Origin of the sequence: Pseudarthrobacter humi, assembly GCF_024294965.1 — a bacterium.
Taxonomy (GTDB): Bacteria; Actinomycetota; Actinomycetes; order Actinomycetales; family Micrococcaceae; genus Arthrobacter; species Arthrobacter humi.
Genome location: NZ_JANCLV010000004.1, coordinates 320,942 through 342,502 on the forward strand (window position 1 = coordinate 320,942; position 21,561 = coordinate 342,502).

Below are 21,561 nucleotides of genomic sequence, written 5' to 3' on the forward strand. Positions count from 1 at the left end.
CTAGCCCTGCGGGTCGCTGTGGACGGTGCGGTTCCGGCCCAGCGACTTGGCCTTATAGAGAGCCCCGTCAGCGGCGGCGATGAGGTCTTCCACGTCGGAGGTCCCGGCGTCGTAGAGTGCTACGCCGTAACTGACGGTGGGCATCTCCAGCCCGCCGACGGTGGGCACTTGCGCGAGCCGCCTGCTGACCTCCTCGGCGAATTCGTCCGCCCGCCCGGCGGAGGCACCCGGGATGAGGAGGACAAACTCTTCCCCGCCGTACCTGCCCACGAGATCCGCGGATCTCACCGTATCCCGGCACGCGTCGGCGAAGGCCTGGAGCGCAAGGTCGCCGGCAGCGTGTCCGTGGGTGTCGTTGACTGCCTTGAAATGGTCCAGGTCAGCGAGGATCAGGGCACCCGCGCCCCGGGCGACGGCCCTGTCGCCCAACAGCTCTGTGGCCAAGTCCAGGAAGGCTTTGCGGTTCAGCAGCCCGGTGAGGTCGTCCCGCGTGGCCACCATGCGCAGTGCCCGGGTCTGCTGTTCGCTGATGAGACCGGACATGCTGAAAGACACCACCACCAGCAGCACCATGGTGATCATGGTGGTGATTGCGGAGCCGAAGAACACCTCGAAGGTCGGTCCCCCCGGCCCATCCGTGAGAAATGCAATAAGGCGGGCGGTATAGAAGACGGACACCAGCCCGACAGATGCCGTCATGGGGATTCGGACCCGGGTGTAAGCGGGTCCGGCCGGCCACATCTCCCGGGTCGCCAGCCCAAACATCAGGGCCATCGAGGCCAGAAAGACCGGTCCTCCTGCCCACGTGTTCGTGGCCGGACTGTCAACAGCGCACGCCACCAAGGTGGCAGCGGGCGCGGCAGCGAACATCAACGGGCCTGGCGGGGACCGCCGCAGCGTACGTGCGCTTGACCAGACGCTCACCGCTCCCGAAACCAACAGGACATGCCCCATTGGATTAGTCCACCGTTGAAAAGGCGTGCCATCGAGCAGAAATGAAAGTGCTCCGGTGAGAAACAGCGCCAAGGCCACGCACCACCAGCCGCTGTACGGTGCGCGCGTGGTGCGGTAGACGAAGATGTAGAACAGGACGCCAAGCAGGAGAGCCATCAGACCGAACGCGACCCTCAGCGTGGCTGTATCCAGGACCATTTCCGAGGTTCCCCTGACGACGAAGCGATGAACGCCCAGTATGGCACCGTTACTGGCCCGGCGGGCGGATAATCCGGCGTTGCGTGGCCCGGGCGATGGCGGCGGTCCGGTTGTCCACCCCGAGCTTGCCATAGATGTGCACCAGATGGGTCTTGACGGTGGCCTCGGAAATGAAGAGGTGCCGGGCGATGGAACGGTTGGTCAGGCCGGTGGCCAGCAGTTCAAGCAGCTGCACCTCGCGGGCGGTGAGGGCCGTTTCGGGGCTGCTGATCCGCGACATCAGCAGTGCCGCGACCTTGGGCGCCAGCGCCGTCTGGCCGGCCGCTGCCGACAGTACCGCCTGGCGGATCTGGTCCGGCGGGGCGTCCTTGAGCATGTATCCGCTGGCGCCTGCCTCCACGGCGGCCAGGATGTCCGCCTCGGTGTCGTAGGTGGTCAGGATCAGGACCGGCGGCGGCAATTCCAGCCGCCGGATCGCTGCAGTGGCGGTGACGCCGTCCATCCCGGCGCCCATCTGAATATCCATCAGCACCACATCCACGCGCTCCCCCAGGGTCCGCAGGCGCGCGAGTTCGCGCAGCGCGGCGTCCCCGTCGGCGGCCTCGGCCGCCACACTGAAGTCAGCGAATTCAGTGAGCATGGCGCGCAGGCCCGCGCGGACCACCGGATGGTCATCCACGAGGAGAATACGGAGCTCCCCCATCAGTCCCGCTCCCCTTCCGGGCTGGTGTCCCCGCCGGTGAGCGGCAGCCGGAGGGCGACGACGGTCCCCTCGCCCGGTGCCGTCTCCACCTCCAGGGATCCGTGCAGCTCAGCCACCCGGGCGGCCAGCGAACGCAGCCCAAACCCGCTGCCGTCCGCCCGGCCGGCCCCGCCGGAAGCCGGCGCTTCCGGCAAAAAGCCCGTCCCGTCGTCGTACACGTCAAGCGTGACCTCGTCCCCGAGGAACGCGAGGGTGACGACGGCGGTGCTTGCCTTGGCGTGGAGCCTGACGTTGGCAAGGCTGGCCTGGGCGGCCCGGAGCAGGGTGACGCTGTACTGCGGCGGCAGCTCCGCGGCGTCGCCCACCAGTTCGAAGCGGCAGCGGAGCCCGTCACCGCGCGCGGCGGCGAGCGTTTCGGTTTCGCCGCAGAGCCGCTGCAGGCTTTCCGGGAGCGACGACTCCTGGAGCTGCGGCGAGGTGAGGCCGCGGACAAAGCTGCGGGCCTCCGCGAGGTTTTCCGACGCCGTCTGCTGCACCAGCGCGAACCGCTCGGCGGCGGCGGCAAGATCGCCGCTGGCCAGGGACTTTTCCGCCGCCCTCGCCACCAGGACGATGCTGGAGAGGCCCTGCGCCAAGGTGTCGTGGATTTCGCGGGCAAGGCGCTCACGCTCAGCTGCGACGCCGGCCTCATGCTGGGTCCTGGCAAGTTCTTCGCGGGTGCGCCGGAGTTCGTCCGCCGCCAGCCGCTGGGCTTCACTCTCCTGGTAGAGCGCGCGGTAAGCCAGCCCGGTGACCACGGCGAAAACGGCACCCAGCCCCGGTCCCAGGACCATGGGCAGGGTGGGCGACGGAAGCCCGCTGGCCACCCACTGCGACGCCACGACGGCGGCCGTCATCGCGGCGATGGTGAGCAGCGCAATCCGGCGCGGCAGGAGGTGCAGGTGGAGGAAGAAGAGCGGAAAGGCCACCCAGGAAAACTCGGCGCTGCCTGCGAGGAGGACGCCCCACAGTGCCGTGACAAGGCCCAGCCAGGGGGCGGCGTAGGGGTGCGGGTTGAAGCCGGAGCGGCCCGCGGCGAAGCGCTTCTCCAGGACAGTGCCGGCGAGATAGAGCGCGGCGAGCGCAAGGGCGAGTGCGGACCAGGCGAGGCGCTGGCCGGCTGCCGCGGGCGTGCCGGCACCGTCCGCGCCGACGGCTCCGTCAGCGACGTGGAGGCGCAGGATGGCAACCAGCAGCAGCACGGCAAACCCGACATGAAGCGTCACCCGCAGAAAGCGCAGGATGGCGGCCCCCGACGAAGTGGGCTGTGGGTCGGCGGCGGGCATTTCACCAGCTTATGCGCCTGCGGGAATGTGCGGATCAACCAAAAGGTTGACCGCCCCTTCAGTCCTTTGTCCCGCCAGGCTCAACCAAGTCCCCGATGTGGGCTTGGTTGATTCGCCGGAGAGTGGATTGAGAAGGAAGTCCACCCCGATTGAAGGAAGTACAACGTGTTTCTCGCTATTCGCGACATCCGGTTCGCCAAGGGCAGGTTCGCCCTGATGGGCGGCGTGGTGGCCCTGGTGACGCTGCTGCTGGTGCTGCTGTCCGGGCTCACCGCCGGCCTGGGCGACCAGTCCACGTCCGCCATCGGGAACCTCGGTGCCGGGTCTGGGCCGGTGGACAGCATCGTATTTGGTGCACCCGGCAGCAACCAGCCCACGGCATCCTTCACCGAAAGCGAAGTGACGGCCGCGCAGGTGGACAGCTGGAAGCGCACCGCGGGGGTGGCCCGGGCTGAGGCCCTGGGCATCAGCCAGTCGCGCCTGCAGGGCGGCGACGGCGGCACCGCCAACGTGGCGGTATTCGGCGTTGCCGAGGACGGGCAGCTGGCGCCATCGCCGGTCAGGGCGGGGTCGGTGGTGATCGGCGCGACTGTCGCCGCAGATCTCTCGCTCGACGTCGGAGACACGGCCACGGTGGGCGGCACTGAGGTGACCGTCGCCGCCGTCGTGGATGACCAGTGGTATTCGCACACCGGCGTTGTGTGGACTGCGCTGCCCACCTGGGCCGAGGTGGCGCACCTGGCTCCGGCTGCCGGCAGCGCTCCGGGGAGCATGCCGGTGGCCACCGTCGTCGCCGTCACCTACCAGGACGGGGCCGTGGTGGACGAGGCGTCGGCGAATGCGATGGCACGCACGGTCAGCACCAGCCGCACAGGATCGTTCCAGGCACTGGCCTCCTTCAAGAGCGAAAACGGGTCGCTGCTGCTGATGCAGGCGTTCCTGTACGGGATTTCGGCGCTGGTGATCGTGGCGTTCCTGACGGTCTGGACGGTGCAGCGCACCCGTGATATCGCGGTCCTCAAGGCCATGGGCGCGTCCGGCGGCTACGTGCTGCGCGATGCCATAACCCAGGCCGCGATTGTGCTCTTGGCCGGTGCAGGCCTGGGCGGGGCGGTCGGAATTCTGGGCGGGTTCGCCGCAGCCCAGGCCGCGCCGTTCCTGGTCACGCCGGCCACCACGCTGCTGCCCGTGCTGGGAATAGTGGCCTTAGGCCTGGCGGGCGCCGCGTTGGCGGTCCGCCGGGTGACCGCCGTCGATCCGCTGATCGCCCTCGGCGGCAACTAACTCCTTCTTCACCCTCCTGAAAGGTACTTCCCATGTCTGTCACACCTGCACTCGTATCCACGCCGGTTGCCGGCTCCGTCCTCACCCACCCGCTGACGCTGAGCAACGTGACCCTTGAATACCCGGACGGGGGCGGAACCATCAAGGCCCTGGACAGCGTCAGCCTTCGGGTCGCAGCGGGCCGTATGGTCTCGCTGGTGGGCCCGTCCGGCTCGGGCAAATCCAGCCTCCTGGCAGTCGCCGCCACACTGGTCCGCCCCACCAGTGGGAATGTGATCATTGACGGGATGAACACCGCAGGGCTGAAGGACAGGGAACTGACCGCGCTGCGGCGGGAGAAGGTGGGGATCATCTTCCAGCAGCCCAACCTCCTGGCGTCCCTGACTGCCGTCGAGCAGTTAATGATTGGCCACCACCTGCGCGGCAAGCCGCTGAAGGCCGCGCGTTCGCGCGCCGCGGGACTCCTGGATCTGGTGGGCTTGGCTGAGTCCGCGGGCAAGCGGCCGCACCAGCTCTCGGGCGGGCAGCGGCAGCGGGTGAATATTGCCCGGGCCCTCATGGGCAGCCCGAAGGTACTGCTGGTGGACGAGCCGACGGCGGCGCTGGACCACGCGCGCAGCGCGTCGATCGTCGGGCTGCTGCGCCGGGTCACCGAGGAGTTCCGCGTGGCGACGGTGATGGTCACGCACGACACCGAATTCGTCCGGCTGACGGACGCCGTCGCTGTGATGCGCGACGGCGGCCTGACCGCCCCGGTGTCGCCCGGTGCCTAAACGTTGGCAGGTGCTTTCCGTGATTGCAGCCGGAAGGGAAGCGTCGCTGGGTGGCTTTCCCGAACCATTGGGCAACAAATTGGCAATCGCTTGCAAAGTCCCGTGGTCCGACCTAGGCTTCCTATCCAAGTTGGAGTCCCAGCGCAGCGCCCTCTTCACTCTCTTGAGCCCCTTAGGCATCCTTAATTTAGATTTCCAGTGGTAACCAGTTGGCGGTCCAACCGCCGGAGGAGTTAATAGCCATGGCCATTGCACCAAACGTCCAGTGGGTCCTGTCCGGTTTTGGGGACGAGATCGACGCTGATCCCGCAGTTCAGATCGCAGTGCTGCAGGCATTGGGGGCCAGTTACATTGAAGTCCGCAGTGCCTGGGGTACCAACATCGTGGACCTCGATGATGACCAGCTGGCCCGCTTGAAAGTGCTCCTTGACGGGGCGGGTATGAAGGTCTCGGCCATCGCTTCACCGATCGGCAAGGTGGATGTGAGCCTGCCCGTGGAGCACGAGGTGGAGCGCCTGAGACGTGCAGCCAACGCCGCGAAGGTCCTCGATGCCGCCTACATCCGCATTTTCTCCTTCTTCTACGGAGAAGGCGTGGCTGTGGAGAGCATCCGCGACGCCGTCATCGAACGCATGCGTGCGCTGGCCAAGGTCGCCGAAGAGAGCGGCGTTATCCTGCTGCATGAAAATGAGAAGGACATCTTTGGTGACATCCCGGACCGGGTCCTGGACATCATGGAAACCGTCGCGTCACCTGCACTGAGGGTCGCCTGGGATCCCGCCAACTTTGTCCAGGTGGGCGTCAGGCCCTTCGACGAAGGCTACGCCAAGCTGCGTCCACACCTCGAATACCTCCAGGTTAAAGACGCAAGGTTAGCTGACGGCGTCGTCGTTCCTGCCGGTGAAGGCGACGGCGATCTGCTCCGCACGGTCGAGGCGCTCAAAGCTGACGGCTACAACGGCTTCGCGAGCCTCGAGCCGCACCTGGCCGATGCCTACAGCCTGGGCGGATACTCGGGCCCGACGGCGTTCGGCGTGGCAGCCCGCGCCTTTGCCAAAGTCCTGGCTAAGGCCGGGGTGGGAACCAAATGAGCGCAGCACCTCAACTCAATTCCCAAGGCTCGCAGCACCCGGTACTCAGAGTGGCCATTGTGGGTTGTGGCGTCATCGGCCGCACGCACGCCAAGGCCGTCCGCGCGACTCCTGAGCTTGAGGTGACTGCGCTCGTGGATGTCATCCCGGAAGCAGCCGATGCCCTGGCCCAATCGATCGAGGACGGCGGGTCACCCCGTCCTGCCATCTTCAGCAGCCTCACAGAATTGTTGGGCAATGGAAATGTTGAGGTGGTGGTCCTTGCGACCCCCAGCGGGCTCCACATTCAACAGGCCCTGGACGTGCTCGCTGCCGGAAGGCACGTCATCATCGAGAAACCGCTGGACGCCTCCATGGAGCGCTCCAGCGAGATCCTTGCGGCAGCACGGGCGGCCGAGGCCAAGGGGCTCGTGGCGACAGTCATCAGCCAACACCGGTTCGACCAGGCCAGCATCGCCGTCGATGAGGCAGTGCGCGAGGGCCGGCTTGGCCGCCTGACGTCCGCAATCGCATCGGTGAGCTGGTGGCGCACCCAGAGGTATTACGATTCCGGCGCCTGGCGCGGCACATGGGCGATGGACGGCGGCGGAGCCGTGATGAATCAAGGCGTCCACACGGTTGACCTGCTCCTGTGGTTCCTCGGACGTCCCATCGAAATCAGCGCCAAAACCGCCCTTCTGGCGCATGAAAACATCGAAGTCGAAGACACTGCGGTGGCTACACTGACTTTCGAGTCGGGTGCCCTTGCCGTGCTGCATGCAACGACGGCGGCATACCCCGGGCTGACGGTCCGGCTCCAGGTAATGGGCAGCCAGGGCTCGGCGGTCATCGACAACGATCGCCTGGAGTACTTCCACGCGGCCGACGCCGCTCCCGCCGCGGCAGGCGGCAACATGGGGCTGCTCGGCGGCGGCAACCAGGCGCCGGAGGAACTGGCCAAGTATGCGGGGACTCCTGAGGAGGAAACACTCGACCCCACGGTGTACCCGGCAGGCCACATCCGCCAATACAGGGACATCGTCGACGCCATCCACGCGGGCCGTCCAGCCGGCGTCACCGTCCGCGACGCGCTCACCGCCTTGGCCACCGTGCGCGCATTGTATGTTTCCGCCACGCTGGGCCAGCCCGTGCTGATCGACGACGTCCTGGCCGGCAAATACAACGATGTTGCCGTTCGGACCGGCACCGGGCAAGCGGAGGACATGCCGCCCAGGCCTCCCTACCCCGCTGCCGGTACCCCGGAGTAGGGTTCCGTCATGGACATCATCCTGGTACCCGGTTTCTGGTTGGACGCGTCATCGTGGGAGGAGGTGACGCCTGCCCTGGAGGCGGCGGGGCACACAACCCATCCACTGACTCTTCCCGGCCTGGAATCCGTGGACGCATCCCGCGCCGGCATCACCCTTAAAGACCACATCGCCGCCGTCGTGAACGTTGTAGACGGTCTCGACGGAAAGGTGGTTCTGGTGGGGCACTCCGGCGGCGGCGCGGTGATCCACGGGGTGGCGGACGCCCGGCCGGACCGCGTGGCCAGGAACATCTACGTGGACAGCGGACCCCTGGGCGAGGGCGGCGTCATCAATGACGGGCTGCCCACCGAGGGCGACGACGTGCCCCTGCCGCCGTGGGATGGCTTCGATGACGCCGATCTGGTGGACCTCACCGATGAGTTGCGCGCGTCGTTCCGGGCGCGCGCCATCCCCGAGCCCAAGGGCGTTGCGCATGGCCGGCAGCGCCTGCATGACGTCCGCAGGTACGACGTTCCGGCGACTGTGATCGCGTGCCAGTTCCCGTCGTCGCTCCTCACCGAATGGATCGACGCCGGCCATCCCTTCACCGCCGAGCTGGCCCGCATCCGCGACGTCGAGTACGTGGACCTCCCCACCGGGCACTGGCCCCAGTTCACGAAACCTGCAGAATTGGGCCAGGCGATCCTGGCGGCGGTGGAACGGGCGGGGTAAGCGGCGGGCCTGAGCGGTGACATCAGCTGATCCCCGAGAGTCCAATTATCGGCTAAAAGTCAGGCCATTAAATAGCCTGACTTCAGGCTATAATCACCGTATGAAAACCGTGCCCCTGAGCGAAGCCAAGGACAAGCTTTCCGCACTCGTGGAGGAGGCGGACAAGACGCATGAGATCATCCAGATCACCCGCCACGGGCACCCGTCAGCGGTATTGATGTCCGCTGACGACCTCGAGTCGCTCCAGGAAACCATCCACTGGCTATCGCAGCCGGACATCAGGACAGATTTGGAACAGGCCCGGCGCGACATCGAGGCAGGAAACACCGTCAGCGGCGATGACCTGCGCCGCGAGTTTGGGCTACCGCCGAGGTGAGTGAGGAAGCTTCGAACGAGCAGGGCCCCTGGAGAATCGAAGTCACCAGCCCCGCGCTGAAGGGGTTTCGTCGGCTGCCCGAGAAGGCTGCCGCAGCAATTGTCGAATTCGTTACTGGAGTTCTGGCCGACAATCCCCGCCGGCTCAGCAGGCCCCTCACAAGTGAACTCCTGGGCCTGCGCACCGCACGCCGCGGTGACTACCGCGTGTTGTTCACCCTGGATGTTAAAGCGCACACTTTATATGTCCACCGCATCGAGCACCGCGCGGACGTCTATAAGCCTCGCTGATGCATACCCATAGACGGTGCGCCAGTGTGGTCCGGGTCAGCGAATTTGATCCGGATCACGCCGCCTCCTGACCAGCCCCAGGCAAAGGACGGCCGCTGCCGCGGAAGCGGCCGCGACGATGCCGAAGGGGACGGCGTCGTTGGCGCCGCCGATGCCCACCAAGGGTGCGGCGATGCCGCCGAAAGCATACCGGGCCAGTCCCAGCAAGGAGGAGGCGGTCCCTGCGATGTCGGGATACTCCTTGAGTGCCAGCGAGGTGGCCGGCGGACTGGTGACCGCCACGCCGCTGACCATGGTGAACAGGGACAGGACAATGGCAATCAGCGGCAGGTGCATAACCGCCGTCGCCAGCAGCCCCAGGGCGCCGGCCGCCGTCATAAGCAGGCCCACGGCAAGCGTTCCCCGTTCGGACCACCGTTCAGCGAGCCGGCCACCGACGAACCCGAAAACCACAAAGCCCAGTGAATTCAGGCCGAAGGCAAACGAGTAGCCCTGCGGGGAGAGCCCGTACATGCCCTGGAGGATGTAGGTGGCCCCGCTCAGATAGGCGAAGACCGCCGAGTACGTGAAACCGGTGATCAGCACGGCGCCGACGAACACCGGGTCGGCGAGGAGCCGGCGGAGATCCTGCAGGGTGTGGGAGAGGCCTCCGGAGACCCGCCGGTTCACGGGCAGGGTCTCCTGGAAGACCACCAATGACGCCAGCAGGACGGCGACGCCGACGGCGGCGAGGAACAGGAACACTCCGCGCCAGTCCGTGACGGTGGCGAGTTGCCCGCCGATGACCGGGCCGATGATGGCGGCCAGTCCACCGAGAACCGTGAGGCGGCCGTAGTAGCGGATCAGCTTGGCGCCCGAGTAGACGTCCCTCCCGGCAGCCTGCGCAATAACGATGCCCACGCCTCCGGCCAGGCCCTGGACGAACCTCGCGACGATGAGCGTCTCGATGGTTGGGCTTAGCGCGCAGAGGACAGACGTCAGCGTGTAGGCAACGACGCCGATCAACAGCGGCGTCCGCCGCCCGAGGCGGTCCGAGAGCGGCCCGGCCACTAATTGGCCGATGGCGAGGCCCAGCAGACATGCGGTGATGGTCAGCTGGGCCACTGACGTCGTGCTTTGAAGCTCAACGGTGAGCGCCGGGAGGACCGGAAGGTAAAGGTCCATGGAGATAGGGCCGAAGATGGTCAGCAGCCCGAGCACAACCGCAAGGGGCCGTCCCACCGCTTGCTCGCGTGCGGGAATCGTGGTTTCGACGGCGGTCACGCTGGCTCCGTTCTAAGGGTTGGGGGCAAAAGACTGGGCTTCACGTTCAATACAACCCGGTCGTCCCGGACGCAGCGAGGGCCCTGCCTATCAGGGGCCTGCCAGTACCTCCCTCTGCTACCCGTGCCTGAGGGCGTGGATCGCGCCCAGAGTGTGCAACGCTGGTTGCATGGATCTGGAGGTGTCGCCCGCGCTCACGATTCCGGCGTCGGAACTCCGCTGGCGGTTCTCGCGTTCATCCGGGCCCGGCGGTCAGCACGTCAACACGACGGACAGCCGCGCGGAACTCTCCTGGAACATCGCCGGCTCCGCTGTGCTCACAGATGACCAGCGGCAGATGCTCCTCAGGCGGCTCGGACCACGCCTCATTTCCGGCGTGATCAACGTGGCCTCGTCCGAGCAGCGCTCCCAGCTGCGCAACCGCGAGACCGCCCTGGCCAGACTCGCAGACCTCGTGGCCGAAGGCCTGGCACCCGAAGGCCCCCGACGTCGGGCGACCAAACCCACCCGGGGATCTAACCGCCGTCGCCTCGCCGCCAAGGAACAGCGGTCGGCGACGAAGCGGCAACGGCAGCGGCCGTCCGCCGAGTAGCGCCGCCCGCGGCGGCGGCACCAAGGCGGTCCCGCCGTCGAGCCCTATCCCTGCGGATTTCCACTCGTTGCGGCAGAGGCGGCTGAGGCGGCTTCGTCGGCCCGGCGCACCCAGGTATGTCCAGCCCAGATGAAGAGCAGCAGTGCCACAAGGACCAGCCCCGCATGACCAAGGTCGAGCTCGGCCAGGAAAGTGGTCACCGGGTCGGTGAGTCCGAGCATCGCCTGCAGTACGCCTGCGATGGTGATCACCGAGATGAACAGGGCAGAGGCGGCGGACACACCCGTGATGACCATGTTGAAACCGATCCGGCGGCGGGGGTCCACAACGGCACTTCGGTACATCTTCATCATCGCGACGCCGTTCACCGTGTCGCACAGCGTCATCGCCGCCATGAAGCCGAGGGGCAGGGCCATGAGCGCGACCGGTGAAATCCCGGCGACGGCGGCCGTCGCTGTGAGGAGCAGGAACGCGATGGTGGAGGCCGTGTCGAAGCCGAGGCCGAAGAGGAAGCCCAGGACAAAGATGTCACGTGGGCGGTTGACGCGGGAGAGCGGTTTGTCGAGCAGGCGGGCCACGAGTCCGGTCGGGGCCAGTGCCTCACGCGTGACGGTCGCACCGTCCTTGACTCGGCGGTACACCAACGCGGTTCGTCGGAACGCGGCCGCGTTGTAAACACCGATGGTCAGCAGGAACAGCCCCGAGACCGATGCCCCGGTAATGCTCAAAACCATGTTCGCGGACGAGCCGTCATTAAGCGCGTCCTGGATGATGCCGGCACCACTGACCACCAGCACCCCGGCAAGCACAACCACCATGCTGTGTCCCATGCTGAAGGCGAAGCCCACGCTGACGGGGCTGCGGCCCTGGGCCGCGAAGCGGCGGGTGGAGTTATCGATCGCGGCAATGTGGTCCCAGTCGTAGCTGTGCTTCACGCCGGCCAGGTACGCGGTGATGAGCAGGCCGAGCACCACGGGGTTGTGGTTTGTGCGCAGTGAATCGGCCAGCAGCGCGAGCATAACGATGTGGAGGGCGGCGACTGCCGCGAAGGTCACCGCCAGGCGGCGGGCCGTCGGGAGGGCTTCCCGCTCGTGGTGGTTCAAAAGCGCTTTCATTAGTACTTTCGAAGGTTGAGGCCGGGCTGGCCGTGCCAGCGGAAGCGCAGTAAATCGATGCCGGCGCGGATGACGGCGTCCAGCGGCTCGGTAGCGTGGGCCAGGGCCCGGATGGCCAGGCCGCCGTCGAGCAGTGACATTCCCAGGTTGCAGCCGTCGGCAAGGGGCGCCAGCACCTCATGCAGCTCGTTCAGCAGCGCGGCGTCCACGCGGGCATCCATGACCAGGAGGGAACCGACGTGGGTGTAGTCCTCGAGGAACGCCATGCCGCCTATCGGGGCGGCACCGGTCAGCGGGCGGATCAGCAGGTTGTCGAGCACCGCCAGGCGCCCGTCCACCGAGATCTCGTTCCGCAGGCGGATCTCGTCATAGCCGAACAGGGCGCCGTCCGGGGACCAGCCCGGGGTGACGATCTCGGCCATCACCAGCGAGGCGCTGCCGTGCATCTCAATCACCGTGGCCTGCCGGTAGGTTGCCCCGCGGTAGGCGATCAGCGGGTCGGGCACGGATTCCAGGCTCGCGTGGGGGCCAAGACGGATGTGCGTCCGCTGTTCGGCCAGGGTCCCGGGAGTGCGGTAGACCTTCGTCGCTGACTGTGTTGTCAGGAGGAGCCGTGCCCCTGTTTCCACAGTGATGTCGATTTCATACTCGTCGCCACCGACGTACCCGCCCCCGGGATTGACCACCACGTAGCAGACCTGGCTGGTGTCATCGAGGTAGTGCGGCCGCAGGATACGCAGAGCGCCCTGGTGGTACTGGCTCGTGGCGATGCAGCGGTCGCCCCGCACACCCACGGTGAGGGCGAGCGTACCCGCGAGTTCGACGGCGGCGCGGCGCACCGGGAGTTCGGGCGCCGACACACCCGTCACTGGCGGAGATCAAGCATGAGCACGTCGCGCCTGATCCAGTTGATGACGTACTCCAGGCCTTCGTCGGTCTTGAGATTGGTGAAGCAGTAGGGCTTGTTGCCGCGGAACTCAAGCGTGTCCGCCTCCATCACGGAGAGGTCAGCACCCACATAAGGGGCCAGGTCCATTTTGTTGATGATGAAGAAGTCGGACTTGATCATGCCCTGGCCGGCCTTGCGCGGGATTTTTTCGCCCTGCGCCACGTCGATGATGTAGATCGAGAAGTCCACGAGCTCCGGGCTGAACGTGGCCGAAAGGTTGTCTCCCCCGCTTTCGATGAAGACGACTTCGAGGCCGGGGTGGCGCAGCCGCAGCTCCTCCACGGCGGCCGAGTTCATCGACGTGTCCTCCCGGATGGCCGTGTGCGGGCAGCCGCCGGTTTCGATGCCGATGATGCGGTCCAGCGGCAGGATTCCGTTGGCCGCGAGGATCTTGGCGTCCTCGATGGTGTAGATGTCGTTGGTGATCGCGGCCATCGAAATCTCGGCGCTGAGGTGGCGGGTCAGGCGTTCCACGAGCTGGGTCTTGCCTGCGCCGACAGGACCGCCGACGCCGATTTTGATGAGTTTCATGGTGCTCCTTGCTACGTTTTGGGTGCGGCGAACCGCGGACTTCTAAGACATAAACATGCGGACGCGCTGGCGTTCGTGGCGCATCTGGGCGATTTCGAGGCCCGGGGCCGTGATCCCGAAGTCGTCGGCATCGAGTGCCTGGATCCGCCGGACGGCATCCATGATCCTGGGATGCGTTCCCAGCAGCACACGCTGACCGGCGTCCTGCCCGATGGGGATGGCCCGGATGGCGTTCTGGGTCAGCGACGTGACCGCCGTGAAGAGGTAGCTCGCCAGCAGTTCCTCCAGCGGGACGCCCAGCTGCCGGCCGGCGACGCCGAACGCAACGGCCGGATGCCCGGCGCAGCGCCCGGATCCGACGTCGGCCGCGTATCCCGCGAGCCGGGCTCCCGGCGCCACGGTACCGGCGATGGCCAGCATCCGTGCGCCCATCTTGGTCCCCGCCTCGCGGACCTCCCGGGGCAGCGCCGCCGCCGCGATCATCCGGTCGACCCGGGCAATCTCGTCAACCGAGGACGCCTCGTACGCCAGGCGCAGCGCGAACCCGTCACTGTAGGTCAGTTGGATGCCCACAAACTGGCTCAGCCAGCCGGCGAAGCTGGCTTCGCCGTCGATGAGGCCACGTTCCAGGAACGTTTCCATCCCGAAGGAATGGCTGAACCCGCCGGTGGGGAGCGCGGAGTCAGAGAGCTGCAGCAGCGGCAGCAGGTACGACGGCGGCTCGTTCACGCGCTCAGTGCGTGTGTTCGGCATGGCGGAACGGCACGGGCACCACACGTTCCTGGCGGGAATAGGGCACGCCAATGTGGCTCAGGTAGTCCTCGATCGTGTGGTCGTACTGCACCACCATCACCTCGGCGGCATATTCACTGTCGGCGTCGAAGAACTGCGCCTGCATGTGCCGGTTGCCGAGGTTGTGCGCCACGACCCCCATTTCACGGATGCTGCGCGCGGCAATAACAAGGATGTCCGTTGCCAGCGCCGTCACCACGATGACGGTTTTGTCGTCGCGGAACAGGATGTCGCCGTCGCGGAGATCCCGCACCGGGCCTGCGGCATCGCTGAGCCGGATGCCCAGCTCACGGCCGTGGTCGGTGGTCACCCGCTGTATTTTTTTGACGAGTTCCGCACTCGGCAGGAGGACCTGCTCCTCATGGAGGCCGGCCAGCTCGCCGTCGGGGAGATCATGCCGGTTGGCGATGACGTGGTCGATGATCATATATGCCCCCTTAGGGATATGTGTCTAGAAGAGGAAGTAGCGCTGCGCCATGGGCAGCACCGTCGAGGGCTCCGCCGTGATGGGCTCGCCGTCGACAGTCACCGAATAGGTTTCCGGGTCGACCCCGATGTCCGGTGTCGCGCCGTTGTGTTTCATGTCGGCCTTGGTGAGGGTGCGGATCCCGCTCACCGGGCGGATCACGCGGCGCAGGCCCAGCTGCTCGGGCACTCCGGCGGCTATGGCGGCCTTGGAAAGAAAAGTGATCGAGGAGGCATGTACCGCGGTGCCGAGCGCCCCGAAGTTGCCGCGGAGGGTGCGCGGCTGCGGGGTGGTGATCGAGGCGTTGGGATCTCCCATAACGCTCATGACCGCTTGCCCGCCTTTGAGCACGAGCTCGGGCTTGACGCCGAAGAACATCGGGTCCCAGAGCACGAGGTCGGCGAATTTGCCCTCCTCGATGCTTCCGACCGAGTCCGCGATGCCGTGGGCGATCGCCGGGTTGATCGTGTATTTGGCCACGTAGCGTTTGAGCCGGAAGTTGTCCCCCACCTCGGGGTCGCCGTCGAGCTTTCCGCGTTGGCGCTTCATGGCGTCCGCGACCTGCCAGGTGCGCAGGACCACCTCGCCCACCCGGCCCATGGCCTGGGAATCGGAGCTGGTGATGGAGAAGATGCCCATGTCGTGCAGCACGTCCTCCGCGGCGATGGTTTCCTTGCGGATCCGCGAATCGGCAAAGGCCACATCCTCGGGGATGTCCGGGCTCAGGTGGTGGCAGACCATCAGCATGTCGAGGTGTTCGTCGATGGTGTTGACCGTGTACGGCAGCGTGGGATTGGTCGACGCCGGCAGGACGTTGGGCAGCGCCGCGATCTTGATGATGTCCGGGGCATGCCCGCCGCCGGCGCCTTCGGTGTGGAACGTATGGATGACGCGGCCGCCGATGGCCCGGATGGTGTCTTCGACGAAGCCGCACTCGTTGAGGGTGTCGGAGTGGATGGCCACCTGCACGTCATACTCGTCGGCCACGCGCAGCGACATGTCGATCGAGGATGTGGTGGAGCCCCAGTCCTCGTGTACCTTCAGCCCGATGGCGCCGGCCCGGATCTGCTCCGCGAGGGGCTCGATGGCGCTGGCGTGGCCTTTGCCGAGCAGGCCGATATTGATCGGGAGGTTCTCCACGGCCTGAAGCATGCGTGAAATGTGCCAGGCGCCCGGCGTGACGGTGGTGGCCTTGCTCGCGTCGCTCGGTCCGGTGCCGCCGCCGATCATGGTGGTGATCCCCGAGGCCAGCGCCACCGGCACCTGGTCCGGGCTCACGAAGTGCACGTGTGTATCTATGCCGCCTGCGGTGAGGATCTTGCCCTCACCCGCGATGATGTCGGTGGCGACGCCGATGGTGATGTTCACGCCGCGGGAAATCTGGGGGTTGCCGGCCTTGCCGATCTTGAAGATGTGCCCTTCCCGGAGGGCCACGTCGGCCTTGTAGATGCCGGTGTAATCAAGCACGATCACGTTGGTGATCACGGTGTCCGGGATGTCGTCGTCGCGGACCAGCTGCCCGTTCTGGCCCATGCCGTCACGGATGACCTTGCCGCCGCCGAACACGACTTCCTCACCGTAGTTGGTGTGGTCGTGCTCAATCTCGAGGAACAGATCAGTGTCGGCCAGGCGGACGGCGTCGCCCGTGGTGGGGCCGTACAGGTCCGAGTACTGTTTGCGGCTCAGCTCGAAGCTCATTTGGTGTCGTCCTGCAGGGAGATCAGGCCGCGGCTCGGCTCGAGCGGGCCGTTGATGCGGTCCCGGAATCCGAACACCGCACGCTCGCCCGAGAGAGCGAGCAGGTTGACCGTCTTGGCATCACCGGGCTCGAAGCGCACGGCGGTGCCCGCAGGAATGTCCAGCCGGAAGCCGAGGGCCGCATCCCGGTCGAATTCGAGGGCATCGTTCACCTCGAAGAAATGATAGTGGGACCCCACCTGAATGGGGCGGTCACCGCGGTTGATCACGCTGAGGGCGCGGGGAATGAGGCCCGCATTACACGTAACGGGCTCCGGGCGGAGGATGTATTCGCCGGGTTTCATGGGGTTCTCCTTCGCCTAGCGAATGGGATTGTGCACGGTGACGAGCTTGGTGCCGTCAGGGAACGTCGCTTCGACCTGGACGTCATGGATCATGTCGGCGACGCCTTCCATGACATCTTCCCTGGTCAGGATGGTGGTGCCATAGCTCATGAGGTCCGCGACCCGGCGTCCGTCGCGGGCGCCCTCCACCAGCTCATAGGTAAGAATCGCGATGGATTCCGGATGGTTGAGCTTGAGTCCGCGCTTCTGCCGCCGTCGTGCAAGATCGGCAGCAACCACAATCATCAGTTTTTCGCTTTCGCGTGGCGTCAGATGCATTAAAGCCTCCCAATCATTCGCGATAAATCGCGAGTTCCCACTCGTTATCTACAACCGGCCAAAGAGGCGACCGGGAGGCCCGTGGATGACTGAAGACTATCAGAGTCAACCCGCAGGTCAGGCTCGAACCCACTCCCGGACCAGCGCCACGAAGTCCTCCTGCCGGGCGGCCGCGGCTTCCGCGCTTGTGAAAATCACCTGGCCGCGGTCCTGCCCGATCATTTCCAACAGCCCGCTCCATTTAGAGGGATCAAAATCGAAGTCATCCTCGATGGTCTTGGCACCGCGGTGAAAAATCAGCTGCACGTGATGCAGCGGCCGCAAGTTGAACGTGACTCGGTCGACAGAGTTGAAGCAGAAGCTCGGCGCCCTCCACTTAATGCGCTCCGTGATTGCGTCATCCGCGTCGAGGATGGCGACCCGGAGGCGCTCGATCACCGGCTTCAGCGGGTGGTCCAGTGACTCAAGAAAAGAGTCAACCGCCGGGTTTCGATTTGGTGTTCATGAAGCATATTCAAGGACCTTCCTCTTCCGACTCCGACGGCCGGGGGGACCCCGGCTGCGCCGCAGGCCGTAGTACTGGAGTGTGTTTCATCTGGGGATCGCGTGGTTTCCGCGGCCCCGGGATCCGCGGTGAAGCTGCCGCCAGGGCAAGAAACTCGACAAGTTCCATGAGAACAAGCGACCGGAACGGCGGCCTGCTCGATGAGAAAGTCCGGCGCAAGCCCCTGACCACCTTCGATGGAGACCACCGCTTCCGGCGAATGCCAACGCTGCACGTGTGCTGCCATTGCAGCCGGGACCCCAGGAGTAGACCACTATTTTCCTGTCGAGCGGAATCAATTGCCGCGCACGGCGCTCAACGTCAGCAGTAGGCAGATGGAGTGCCCCAGGAACGTGGCCGTGGTCCCACGATTCGCGACGACGTGAGTCGACAAGGACGAATCCCCCTCGGCGCGTCGGCAACAGACCTTCGGCTCGAGCCGGCAGGGTAAGCAGGCGGCCGGATTCGGGTCTCAGGGTGTGACGCGTCAGCCGATCAGCGCCAGCACGGCCCCGGCGTTCACAACCCCGCCGGCTTCTGCGCGGACCCCGGTCAGCATTCCGGCGCGGTGGGCGGTCACCTGCGTCTCCATCTTCATCGCCTCAAGCACGACGACGGCGTCCCCCGCCGCCACTTCGGCGCCCGGCTCCACGAGCCACTTGACCACGGTCCCGGCCATGTCGGCCCGCAGCTCGCCGGGATCAGCGGCACCAGCCGCAGCACCGCCGTCAGCAGCGCCATCCAAACCAGCCCCGTCAAGGGAGAGACCCGCAGGAACGGCCGCGCCGGAGCGCGCCCAGCCATCCAGCAGGTCAGCGGGCAGGCCGACGGCGAGGCGCCGGCCGTCGACGTCAACGGTAATGGTGCGCCGCTCACCGTCCGGAACGGACGTGCCGAACTCCGGATCCGCCGCGATGGAATCCGCGAAGTCAGTTTCGATCCAGCGGGTGTGGATGCCGAGCGCGGTCTCGGACATGAAGTCCGGCGCCTGGACCACGGCCCGGTGGAACGGCAGGACGGTGGCCACGCCGGTGATCTCCATTTCGGCGAGGGCGCGGCGGGCCCGGCGGAGCGCCTGCTGGCGGTCGGCTCCGGTGACGATCAGCTTGGCCAGCAACGAATCGAACTGGGGCGCCACGATGGAGCCGGAGCGGACGCCGGAGTCAAGCCGGATGCCGGGTCCCGTCGGGCCGCTGAACGTCGCGACGGTGCCGGGCGACGGGAGGAAGCCCCGGCCCACGTCCTCGGCGTTGAGCCGGAATTCAAACGAGTGGCCGCGCGGCGCGGGATCGGCGGTCAAGCGCAGCGGCTCACCGGCGGCAATCCGGAACTGCTCCTGGACCAGGTCCACACCGGTGGTCTCCTCGGTGATGGGGTGCTCCACCTGCAGGCGCGTGTTCACCTCAAGGAAGGCGACGGTGCCGTCGGCGGCCACCAGGAACTCCACCGTCCCGGCCCCCGAATAGGAGGCTTCGCGGCACACTGCCTTGGCGGCGTCGTAAATCAGCTGGGTCTGCTGATCGGTCAGGAACGGTGCAGGGGCCTCTTCCACCAGTTTCTGGTGCCGGCGCTGCAGTGAGCAGTCGCGGGTGCCCACCACCACCACGTTGCCGTGCTGGTCCGCCAGGACCTGTGCCTCCACGTGCCGGGGCCGGTCCAGGTAGCGCTCCACGAAGCATTCGCCGCGGCCGAAGGCCACCACCGCTTCGCGGACCGCGGAATCGAAGGACTCCTCGATCTGGTCCATCTCGCGGACCACTTTCAGCCCTCGTCCGCCGCCGCCAAAGGCCGCCTTGATGGCGATCGGCAGGCCGTGCTCCTCGGCGAACGTGCGGACCTCCGCGGCCGAAGCCACCGGACCGTCGGTGCCGGCCACCAAGGGGGCGCCGGCGCGGACGGCGATCTCGCGCGCCGTGATCTTGTTGCCGAGCTGCCGGATCGCCTCCGGGTTAGGCCCGATCCAGGTAAGGCCGGCGTCCAGGACCGCCTGCGCAAAGCCGGCATTCTCGGACAGGAAGCCGTATCCCGGGTGCACCGCGTCCGCCCCGGACTCCGCGGCCACGCGCAGCAGCTTGGGGATATCGAGGTACGTTTCGGACGGCGCGTTGCCGCCCAGGCTGTACGCCTCTCTGGCGGCGCCCACGTGCATGGCGTCGGCATCCACGTCCGCGTAGACAGCCACGGACTCCAGTCCGGCGTCCTCGCAGGCGCGGGCGATGCGGACGGCGATTTCTCCGCGGTTGGCGATCAGGACCTTGCGCATCAGTTGCTCACTTTGTCTGGGAATCTTTTGTCTGGGAAATGTCAGGGGAAAAACGGGAAAAGCTCATGGGCAGCCCGTAGCCGGGAGCCCAGCGGAACCGGATGGACCCGCCGATGGGAACCTGGGCGGCCAGGTCCAGCTGGTGGTCAACCACCACGCCGACCACGGGGTAGCCGCCGGTGATGGGGTGGTCAGCCAGGAAGAGCACGGGCTTTCCCTCCGGCGGGATCTGGAGCGCGCCGGCCATGGTTCCCTCGCTGGGCAGCTCCCCGTCCCGGCTCCGGCTGAGCGGCTGGCCGTCCAAACGCATGCCCACGCGGTTCGAGCGGGGCGTCACTGCCCAGTCCTGGGCGCAGAGCGATTCCAGTGCTGCGGCGTCGAACCAGTCATCGCGGGGTCCGGGAACGATGTCCAGGACCGTGACGCCGGTGTCCGGAAAGTCGGGCTGCAGCTCAGGGTTGCCCACCACGTTGGAGGACGTGGCGGCGCCGGCTCCCAGCAGTTGCCCGGCGGCCAGCGGTGCAGGTCCGATCCCGGACATCGTGTCCGTGGACCGGCTCCCCAGCACCGCATCGACTGCTGCGCCGCCGCGGATGGCCAGGTAGCTGCGGAAGCCGCGTTCGGGTGCGCCGATGGTCAGGATCTCGCCGTCCAGCAGGGCGAACGCCGTGGCCATGGGCACCTCGCGCACCCGCTCGGACTGGTCAGTTTCTTCGTCTTCAGCTTCCGGGCCGGGAACGTCCGACGGCGTCACCACAGTCAGTGCCGAGGGCGCGCCGGCCACTGCCAGCACCTGGTCCCCCACAGCCTGCACCCGGAGCCCGCCGGCAACGGATTCGACGACGGCGGCCGACGGGTCGTTTCCCACGAGGCGGTTGGCCCGGCGCAGGGAGGCGCGGTCCAGCGCCCCGGCTGAGGACACGCCGAGCCCGGCGTGACCGGGGCGGCCGAGGTCCTGGATCAGGCTCTGCAGTCCCGGCGACAGGATCAGCAGGCCGGATTGGATGCCCGGTTCCTGGGCAGCAAGGGCGGCGGCATCCACGGCAGCAACGTGCGGCGCCGCGACTTCAATGAGCTCGCGTACCGCGCTGAACTGCACACGGTCACCGGGCGCGGCCAGGGCCGGCTGCTCCCGGCTGAGGTCCCACATGTGGGCCGCGGTGCGGCCGATCAGCTGCCAGCCGCCCGGGGATTTCCGCGGGTACACGGCCGAATAGTTGCCGGCCAGGGCCACGGAACCTGCGGGGACGGCCGTCCGGGGCGAACTCCGGCGCGGGACTTCGAGTACCTGGTTTTCCCCCACCATGTAGCTGAAGCCCGGCGCGAAGCCGCCGAACGCGACCGTCCAGACCTGCCCGGTGTGGGCTGCAACGACGCCGTCAGCGCCCAGCCCGGTGAGCCTGCCCACTTCGGCGAGGTCGTCGCCGTCGTACACGGTCTCAATCTGTACCAGTTTGCCTTCGGCGTGGGACTGGACCGTCAGGTCCATCTCCAGCAGGCGGGCCGCCATCCGGCGCGCCGCAGCGGGCGAATCCGCCTTGACCATTACGGTTTCGGCGGCAGCCAGGACGTCCACCTGGCCGGGCAGCGGCTGCTCCAGCAGGAGGGCCTGGAGGGCCAGGACGTCGTGGAGCCCGGAGAGCTCGGCGAGTACCGCCGTCGTACCTACCGGCCGGACGGCGAGCACGCGGGCCGCGGCTGTTGGCTTGCTGACTGTTTCCATGGGGATCA

Annotated in this window: 24 protein-coding genes; 8 read left to right on the plus strand and 16 right to left on the minus strand. The window is 66.8% G+C overall.

Annotation, left to right across the window (positions count from 1 at the left end):
* From NFC73_RS08705 to NFC73_RS08715, 3 genes are read right to left on the minus strand one after another with little or no spacing between them, the layout of a single operon-like run.
* Nucleotides 1–1,152, minus strand: a complete 1,152-nt coding sequence (locus NFC73_RS08705) for a GGDEF domain-containing protein (protein ID WP_254749361.1) — start codon at nucleotides 1,150–1,152, stop codon at nucleotides 1–3.
* A gap of 49 nt (nucleotides 1,153–1,201) precedes the next feature.
* Nucleotides 1,202–1,855, minus strand: a complete 654-nt coding sequence (locus NFC73_RS08710) for a response regulator (protein ID WP_254749363.1) — start codon at nucleotides 1,853–1,855, stop codon at nucleotides 1,202–1,204.
* Nucleotides 1,855–3,180 (minus strand): sensor histidine kinase, encoded by a 1,326-nt coding sequence (locus tag NFC73_RS08715; RefSeq protein ID WP_254749365.1) that lies wholly within the window; start codon nucleotides 3,178–3,180, stop codon nucleotides 1,855–1,857. Before NFC73_RS08715 ends, NFC73_RS08710 begins: the two co-directional genes overlap by 1 nt.
* A gap of 165 nt (nucleotides 3,181–3,345) precedes the next feature.
* Between NFC73_RS08715 and NFC73_RS08720 the strand changes: the two genes are divergently transcribed.
* The 7 genes from NFC73_RS08720 (at nucleotide 3,346) to NFC73_RS08750 (ending at nucleotide 8,955) form a co-directional block, all read left to right on the plus strand.
* Nucleotides 3,346–4,464 carry an ABC transporter permease gene (locus tag NFC73_RS08720; protein ID WP_254749367.1) on the plus strand — a complete coding sequence of 373 codons (1,119 nt, stop codon included), beginning with the start codon at nucleotides 3,346–3,348 and terminating at the stop codon, nucleotides 4,462–4,464.
* 32 nt (nucleotides 4,465–4,496) lie between these two features.
* Entirely contained in the window at nucleotides 4,497–5,237 is a 741-nt protein-coding gene (locus tag NFC73_RS08725) for an ABC transporter ATP-binding protein (RefSeq protein ID WP_254749369.1), read from the plus strand.
* A gap of 242 nt (nucleotides 5,238–5,479) precedes the next feature.
* Nucleotides 5,480–6,328: a sugar phosphate isomerase/epimerase family protein gene (locus NFC73_RS08730; RefSeq protein WP_254749371.1), complete on the plus strand. Its 849-nt coding sequence runs from the start codon at nucleotides 5,480–5,482 to the stop codon at nucleotides 6,326–6,328.
* Nucleotides 6,325–7,575: a Gfo/Idh/MocA family protein gene (locus NFC73_RS08735; RefSeq protein WP_254749373.1), complete on the plus strand. Its 1,251-nt coding sequence runs from the start codon at nucleotides 6,325–6,327 to the stop codon at nucleotides 7,573–7,575. Before NFC73_RS08730 ends, NFC73_RS08735 begins: the two co-directional genes overlap by 4 nt.
* A gap of 9 nt (nucleotides 7,576–7,584) precedes the next feature.
* Nucleotides 7,585–8,289 (plus strand): alpha/beta fold hydrolase, encoded by a 705-nt coding sequence (locus NFC73_RS08740; RefSeq protein WP_254749375.1) that lies wholly within the window; start codon nucleotides 7,585–7,587, stop codon nucleotides 8,287–8,289.
* A 100-nt stretch (nucleotides 8,290–8,389) separates the two neighbouring features.
* Nucleotides 8,390–8,665: a type II toxin-antitoxin system Phd/YefM family antitoxin gene (locus NFC73_RS08745; protein ID WP_056347465.1), complete on the plus strand. Its 276-nt coding sequence runs from the start codon at nucleotides 8,390–8,392 to the stop codon at nucleotides 8,663–8,665.
* Complete coding sequence (locus NFC73_RS08750) at nucleotides 8,662–8,955, plus strand: type II toxin-antitoxin system RelE family toxin (protein ID WP_254749377.1); 294 nt, start codon at nucleotides 8,662–8,664, stop codon at nucleotides 8,953–8,955. Before NFC73_RS08745 ends, NFC73_RS08750 begins: the two co-directional genes overlap by 4 nt.
* Nucleotides 8,956–8,991: 36 nt before the next feature.
* Here NFC73_RS08750 and NFC73_RS08755 read toward each other — a convergent pair whose 3' ends face one another.
* Entirely contained in the window at nucleotides 8,992–10,218 is a 1,227-nt protein-coding gene (locus NFC73_RS08755) for a multidrug effflux MFS transporter (protein ID WP_372494610.1), read from the minus strand.
* 169 nt (nucleotides 10,219–10,387) lie between these two features.
* Between NFC73_RS08755 and arfB the strand changes: the two genes are divergently transcribed.
* Entirely contained in the window at nucleotides 10,388–10,810 is a 423-nt protein-coding gene (gene arfB, locus NFC73_RS08760; RefSeq protein ID WP_254749379.1) for an alternative ribosome rescue aminoacyl-tRNA hydrolase ArfB, read from the plus strand.
* Nucleotides 10,811–10,854: 44 nt separating this feature from the next.
* On the opposite strand, the gene NFC73_RS08765 is transcribed toward arfB, so the two are convergent.
* From NFC73_RS08765 to NFC73_RS08820, 12 genes are all read right to left on the minus strand, one after another.
* Nucleotides 10,855–11,925 (minus strand): HoxN/HupN/NixA family nickel/cobalt transporter, encoded by a 1,071-nt coding sequence (locus NFC73_RS08765; protein WP_254749381.1) that lies wholly within the window; start codon nucleotides 11,923–11,925, stop codon nucleotides 10,855–10,857.
* On the minus strand, nucleotides 11,925–12,794 hold the full coding sequence (locus NFC73_RS08770) for an urease accessory protein UreD (RefSeq protein ID WP_254749383.1): 870 nt from the start codon (nucleotides 12,792–12,794) through the stop codon (nucleotides 11,925–11,927). The genes NFC73_RS08765 and NFC73_RS08770 overlap by 1 nt, the downstream gene beginning before the upstream one ends.
* Nucleotides 12,791–13,405 carry an urease accessory protein UreG gene (ureG, locus tag NFC73_RS08775; protein ID WP_254749385.1) on the minus strand — a complete coding sequence of 205 codons (615 nt, stop codon included), beginning with the start codon at nucleotides 13,403–13,405 and terminating at the stop codon, nucleotides 12,791–12,793. The genes NFC73_RS08770 and ureG overlap by 4 nt, the downstream gene beginning before the upstream one ends.
* Nucleotides 13,406–13,447: 42 nt before the next feature.
* Nucleotides 13,448–14,158 carry an urease accessory protein UreF gene (locus NFC73_RS08780; RefSeq protein WP_254749387.1) on the minus strand — a complete coding sequence of 237 codons (711 nt, stop codon included), beginning with the start codon at nucleotides 14,156–14,158 and terminating at the stop codon, nucleotides 13,448–13,450.
* Nucleotides 14,139–14,624, minus strand: a complete 486-nt coding sequence (ureE, locus tag NFC73_RS08785; RefSeq protein WP_254749389.1) for an urease accessory protein UreE — start codon at nucleotides 14,622–14,624, stop codon at nucleotides 14,139–14,141. Before ureE ends, NFC73_RS08780 begins: the two co-directional genes overlap by 20 nt.
* 24 nt (nucleotides 14,625–14,648) lie before the next feature.
* Entirely contained in the window at nucleotides 14,649–16,361 is a 1,713-nt protein-coding gene (gene ureC, locus NFC73_RS08790) for an urease subunit alpha (protein ID WP_254749391.1), read from the minus strand.
* Nucleotides 16,358–16,705 (minus strand): urease subunit beta, encoded by a 348-nt coding sequence (locus NFC73_RS08795; protein ID WP_254749393.1) that lies wholly within the window; start codon nucleotides 16,703–16,705, stop codon nucleotides 16,358–16,360. The genes ureC and NFC73_RS08795 overlap by 4 nt, the downstream gene beginning before the upstream one ends.
* Before the next feature lie 15 nt (nucleotides 16,706–16,720).
* Nucleotides 16,721–17,023 (minus strand): urease subunit gamma, encoded by a 303-nt coding sequence (locus NFC73_RS08800; protein ID WP_252567738.1) that lies wholly within the window; start codon nucleotides 17,021–17,023, stop codon nucleotides 16,721–16,723.
* Nucleotides 17,024–17,140: 117 nt separating this feature from the next.
* Nucleotides 17,141–17,461, minus strand: coding sequence for a DUF1801 domain-containing protein (locus tag NFC73_RS08805; RefSeq protein WP_254749395.1), 321 nt, complete (start codon nucleotides 17,459–17,461; stop codon nucleotides 17,141–17,143).
* Between the two features lie 153 nt (nucleotides 17,462–17,614).
* The gene (locus tag NFC73_RS08810; protein WP_254749397.1) at nucleotides 17,615–17,989 is read right to left on the minus strand and encodes a rhodanese-like domain-containing protein; all 375 of its coding nucleotides are present in this window, start codon (nucleotides 17,987–17,989) and stop codon (nucleotides 17,615–17,617) included.
* Nucleotides 17,990–18,054: 65 nt separating this feature from the next.
* Nucleotides 18,055–19,830, minus strand: a complete 1,776-nt coding sequence (locus tag NFC73_RS08815; RefSeq protein WP_254749399.1) for an ATP-binding protein — start codon at nucleotides 19,828–19,830, stop codon at nucleotides 18,055–18,057.
* 7 nt (nucleotides 19,831–19,837) lie between these two features.
* Nucleotides 19,838–21,553, minus strand: a complete 1,716-nt coding sequence (locus NFC73_RS08820; RefSeq protein ID WP_254749401.1) for a 5-oxoprolinase subunit B/C family protein — start codon at nucleotides 21,551–21,553, stop codon at nucleotides 19,838–19,840.
* Nucleotides 21,554–21,561 lie beyond the last annotated feature (8 nt).

What these genes read in the sequence shown, in the direction of transcription:
- NFC73_RS08745 (WP_056347465.1), top strand. Translation starts at nt 8,390, where the DNA reads ATGAAAACCGTGCCCCTGAGCGAAGCCAAGGACAAGCTTTCCGCACTC.
- NFC73_RS08795 (WP_254749393.1), bottom strand. Translation starts at nt 16,705, where the DNA reads ATGAAACCCGGCGAATACATCCTCCGCCCGGAGCCCGTTACGTGTAAT.
- NFC73_RS08725 (WP_254749369.1), top strand. Translation starts at nt 4,497, where the DNA reads ATGTCTGTCACACCTGCACTCGTATCCACGCCGGTTGCCGGCTCCGTC.
- ureG (WP_254749385.1), bottom strand. Translation starts at nt 13,405, where the DNA reads ATGAAACTCATCAAAATCGGCGTCGGCGGTCCTGTCGGCGCAGGCAAG.
- NFC73_RS08735 (WP_254749373.1), top strand. Translation starts at nt 6,325, where the DNA reads ATGAGCGCAGCACCTCAACTCAATTCCCAAGGCTCGCAGCACCCGGTA.
- NFC73_RS08765 (WP_254749381.1), bottom strand. Translation starts at nt 11,925, where the DNA reads ATGAAAGCGCTTTTGAACCACCACGAGCGGGAAGCCCTCCCGACGGCC.
- NFC73_RS08815 (WP_254749399.1), bottom strand. Translation starts at nt 19,830, where the DNA reads ATGCGCAAGGTCCTGATCGCCAACCGCGGAGAAATCGCCGTCCGCATC.
- NFC73_RS08820 (WP_254749401.1), bottom strand. Translation starts at nt 21,553, where the DNA reads ATGGAAACAGTCAGCAAGCCAACAGCCGCGGCCCGCGTGCTCGCCGTC.
- arfB (WP_254749379.1), top strand. Translation starts at nt 10,388, where the DNA reads ATGGATCTGGAGGTGTCGCCCGCGCTCACGATTCCGGCGTCGGAACTC.
- NFC73_RS08800 (WP_252567738.1), bottom strand. Translation starts at nt 17,023, where the DNA reads ATGCATCTGACGCCACGCGAAAGCGAAAAACTGATGATTGTGGTTGCT.
- NFC73_RS08715 (WP_254749365.1), bottom strand. Translation starts at nt 3,180, where the DNA reads ATGCCCGCCGCCGACCCACAGCCCACTTCGTCGGGGGCCGCCATCCTG.
- NFC73_RS08780 (WP_254749387.1), bottom strand. Translation starts at nt 14,158, where the DNA reads ATGCCGAACACACGCACTGAGCGCGTGAACGAGCCGCCGTCGTACCTG.
- ureE (WP_254749389.1), bottom strand. Translation starts at nt 14,624, where the DNA reads ATGATCATCGACCACGTCATCGCCAACCGGCATGATCTCCCCGACGGC.
- NFC73_RS08710 (WP_254749363.1), bottom strand. Translation starts at nt 1,855, where the DNA reads ATGGGGGAGCTCCGTATTCTCCTCGTGGATGACCATCCGGTGGTCCGC.
- NFC73_RS08705 (WP_254749361.1), bottom strand. Translation starts at nt 1,152, where the DNA reads ATGGTCCTGGATACAGCCACGCTGAGGGTCGCGTTCGGTCTGATGGCT.
- ureC (WP_254749391.1), bottom strand. Translation starts at nt 16,361, where the DNA reads ATGAGCTTCGAGCTGAGCCGCAAACAGTACTCGGACCTGTACGGCCCC.
- NFC73_RS08730 (WP_254749371.1), top strand. Translation starts at nt 5,480, where the DNA reads ATGGCCATTGCACCAAACGTCCAGTGGGTCCTGTCCGGTTTTGGGGAC.
- NFC73_RS08740 (WP_254749375.1), top strand. Translation starts at nt 7,585, where the DNA reads ATGGACATCATCCTGGTACCCGGTTTCTGGTTGGACGCGTCATCGTGG.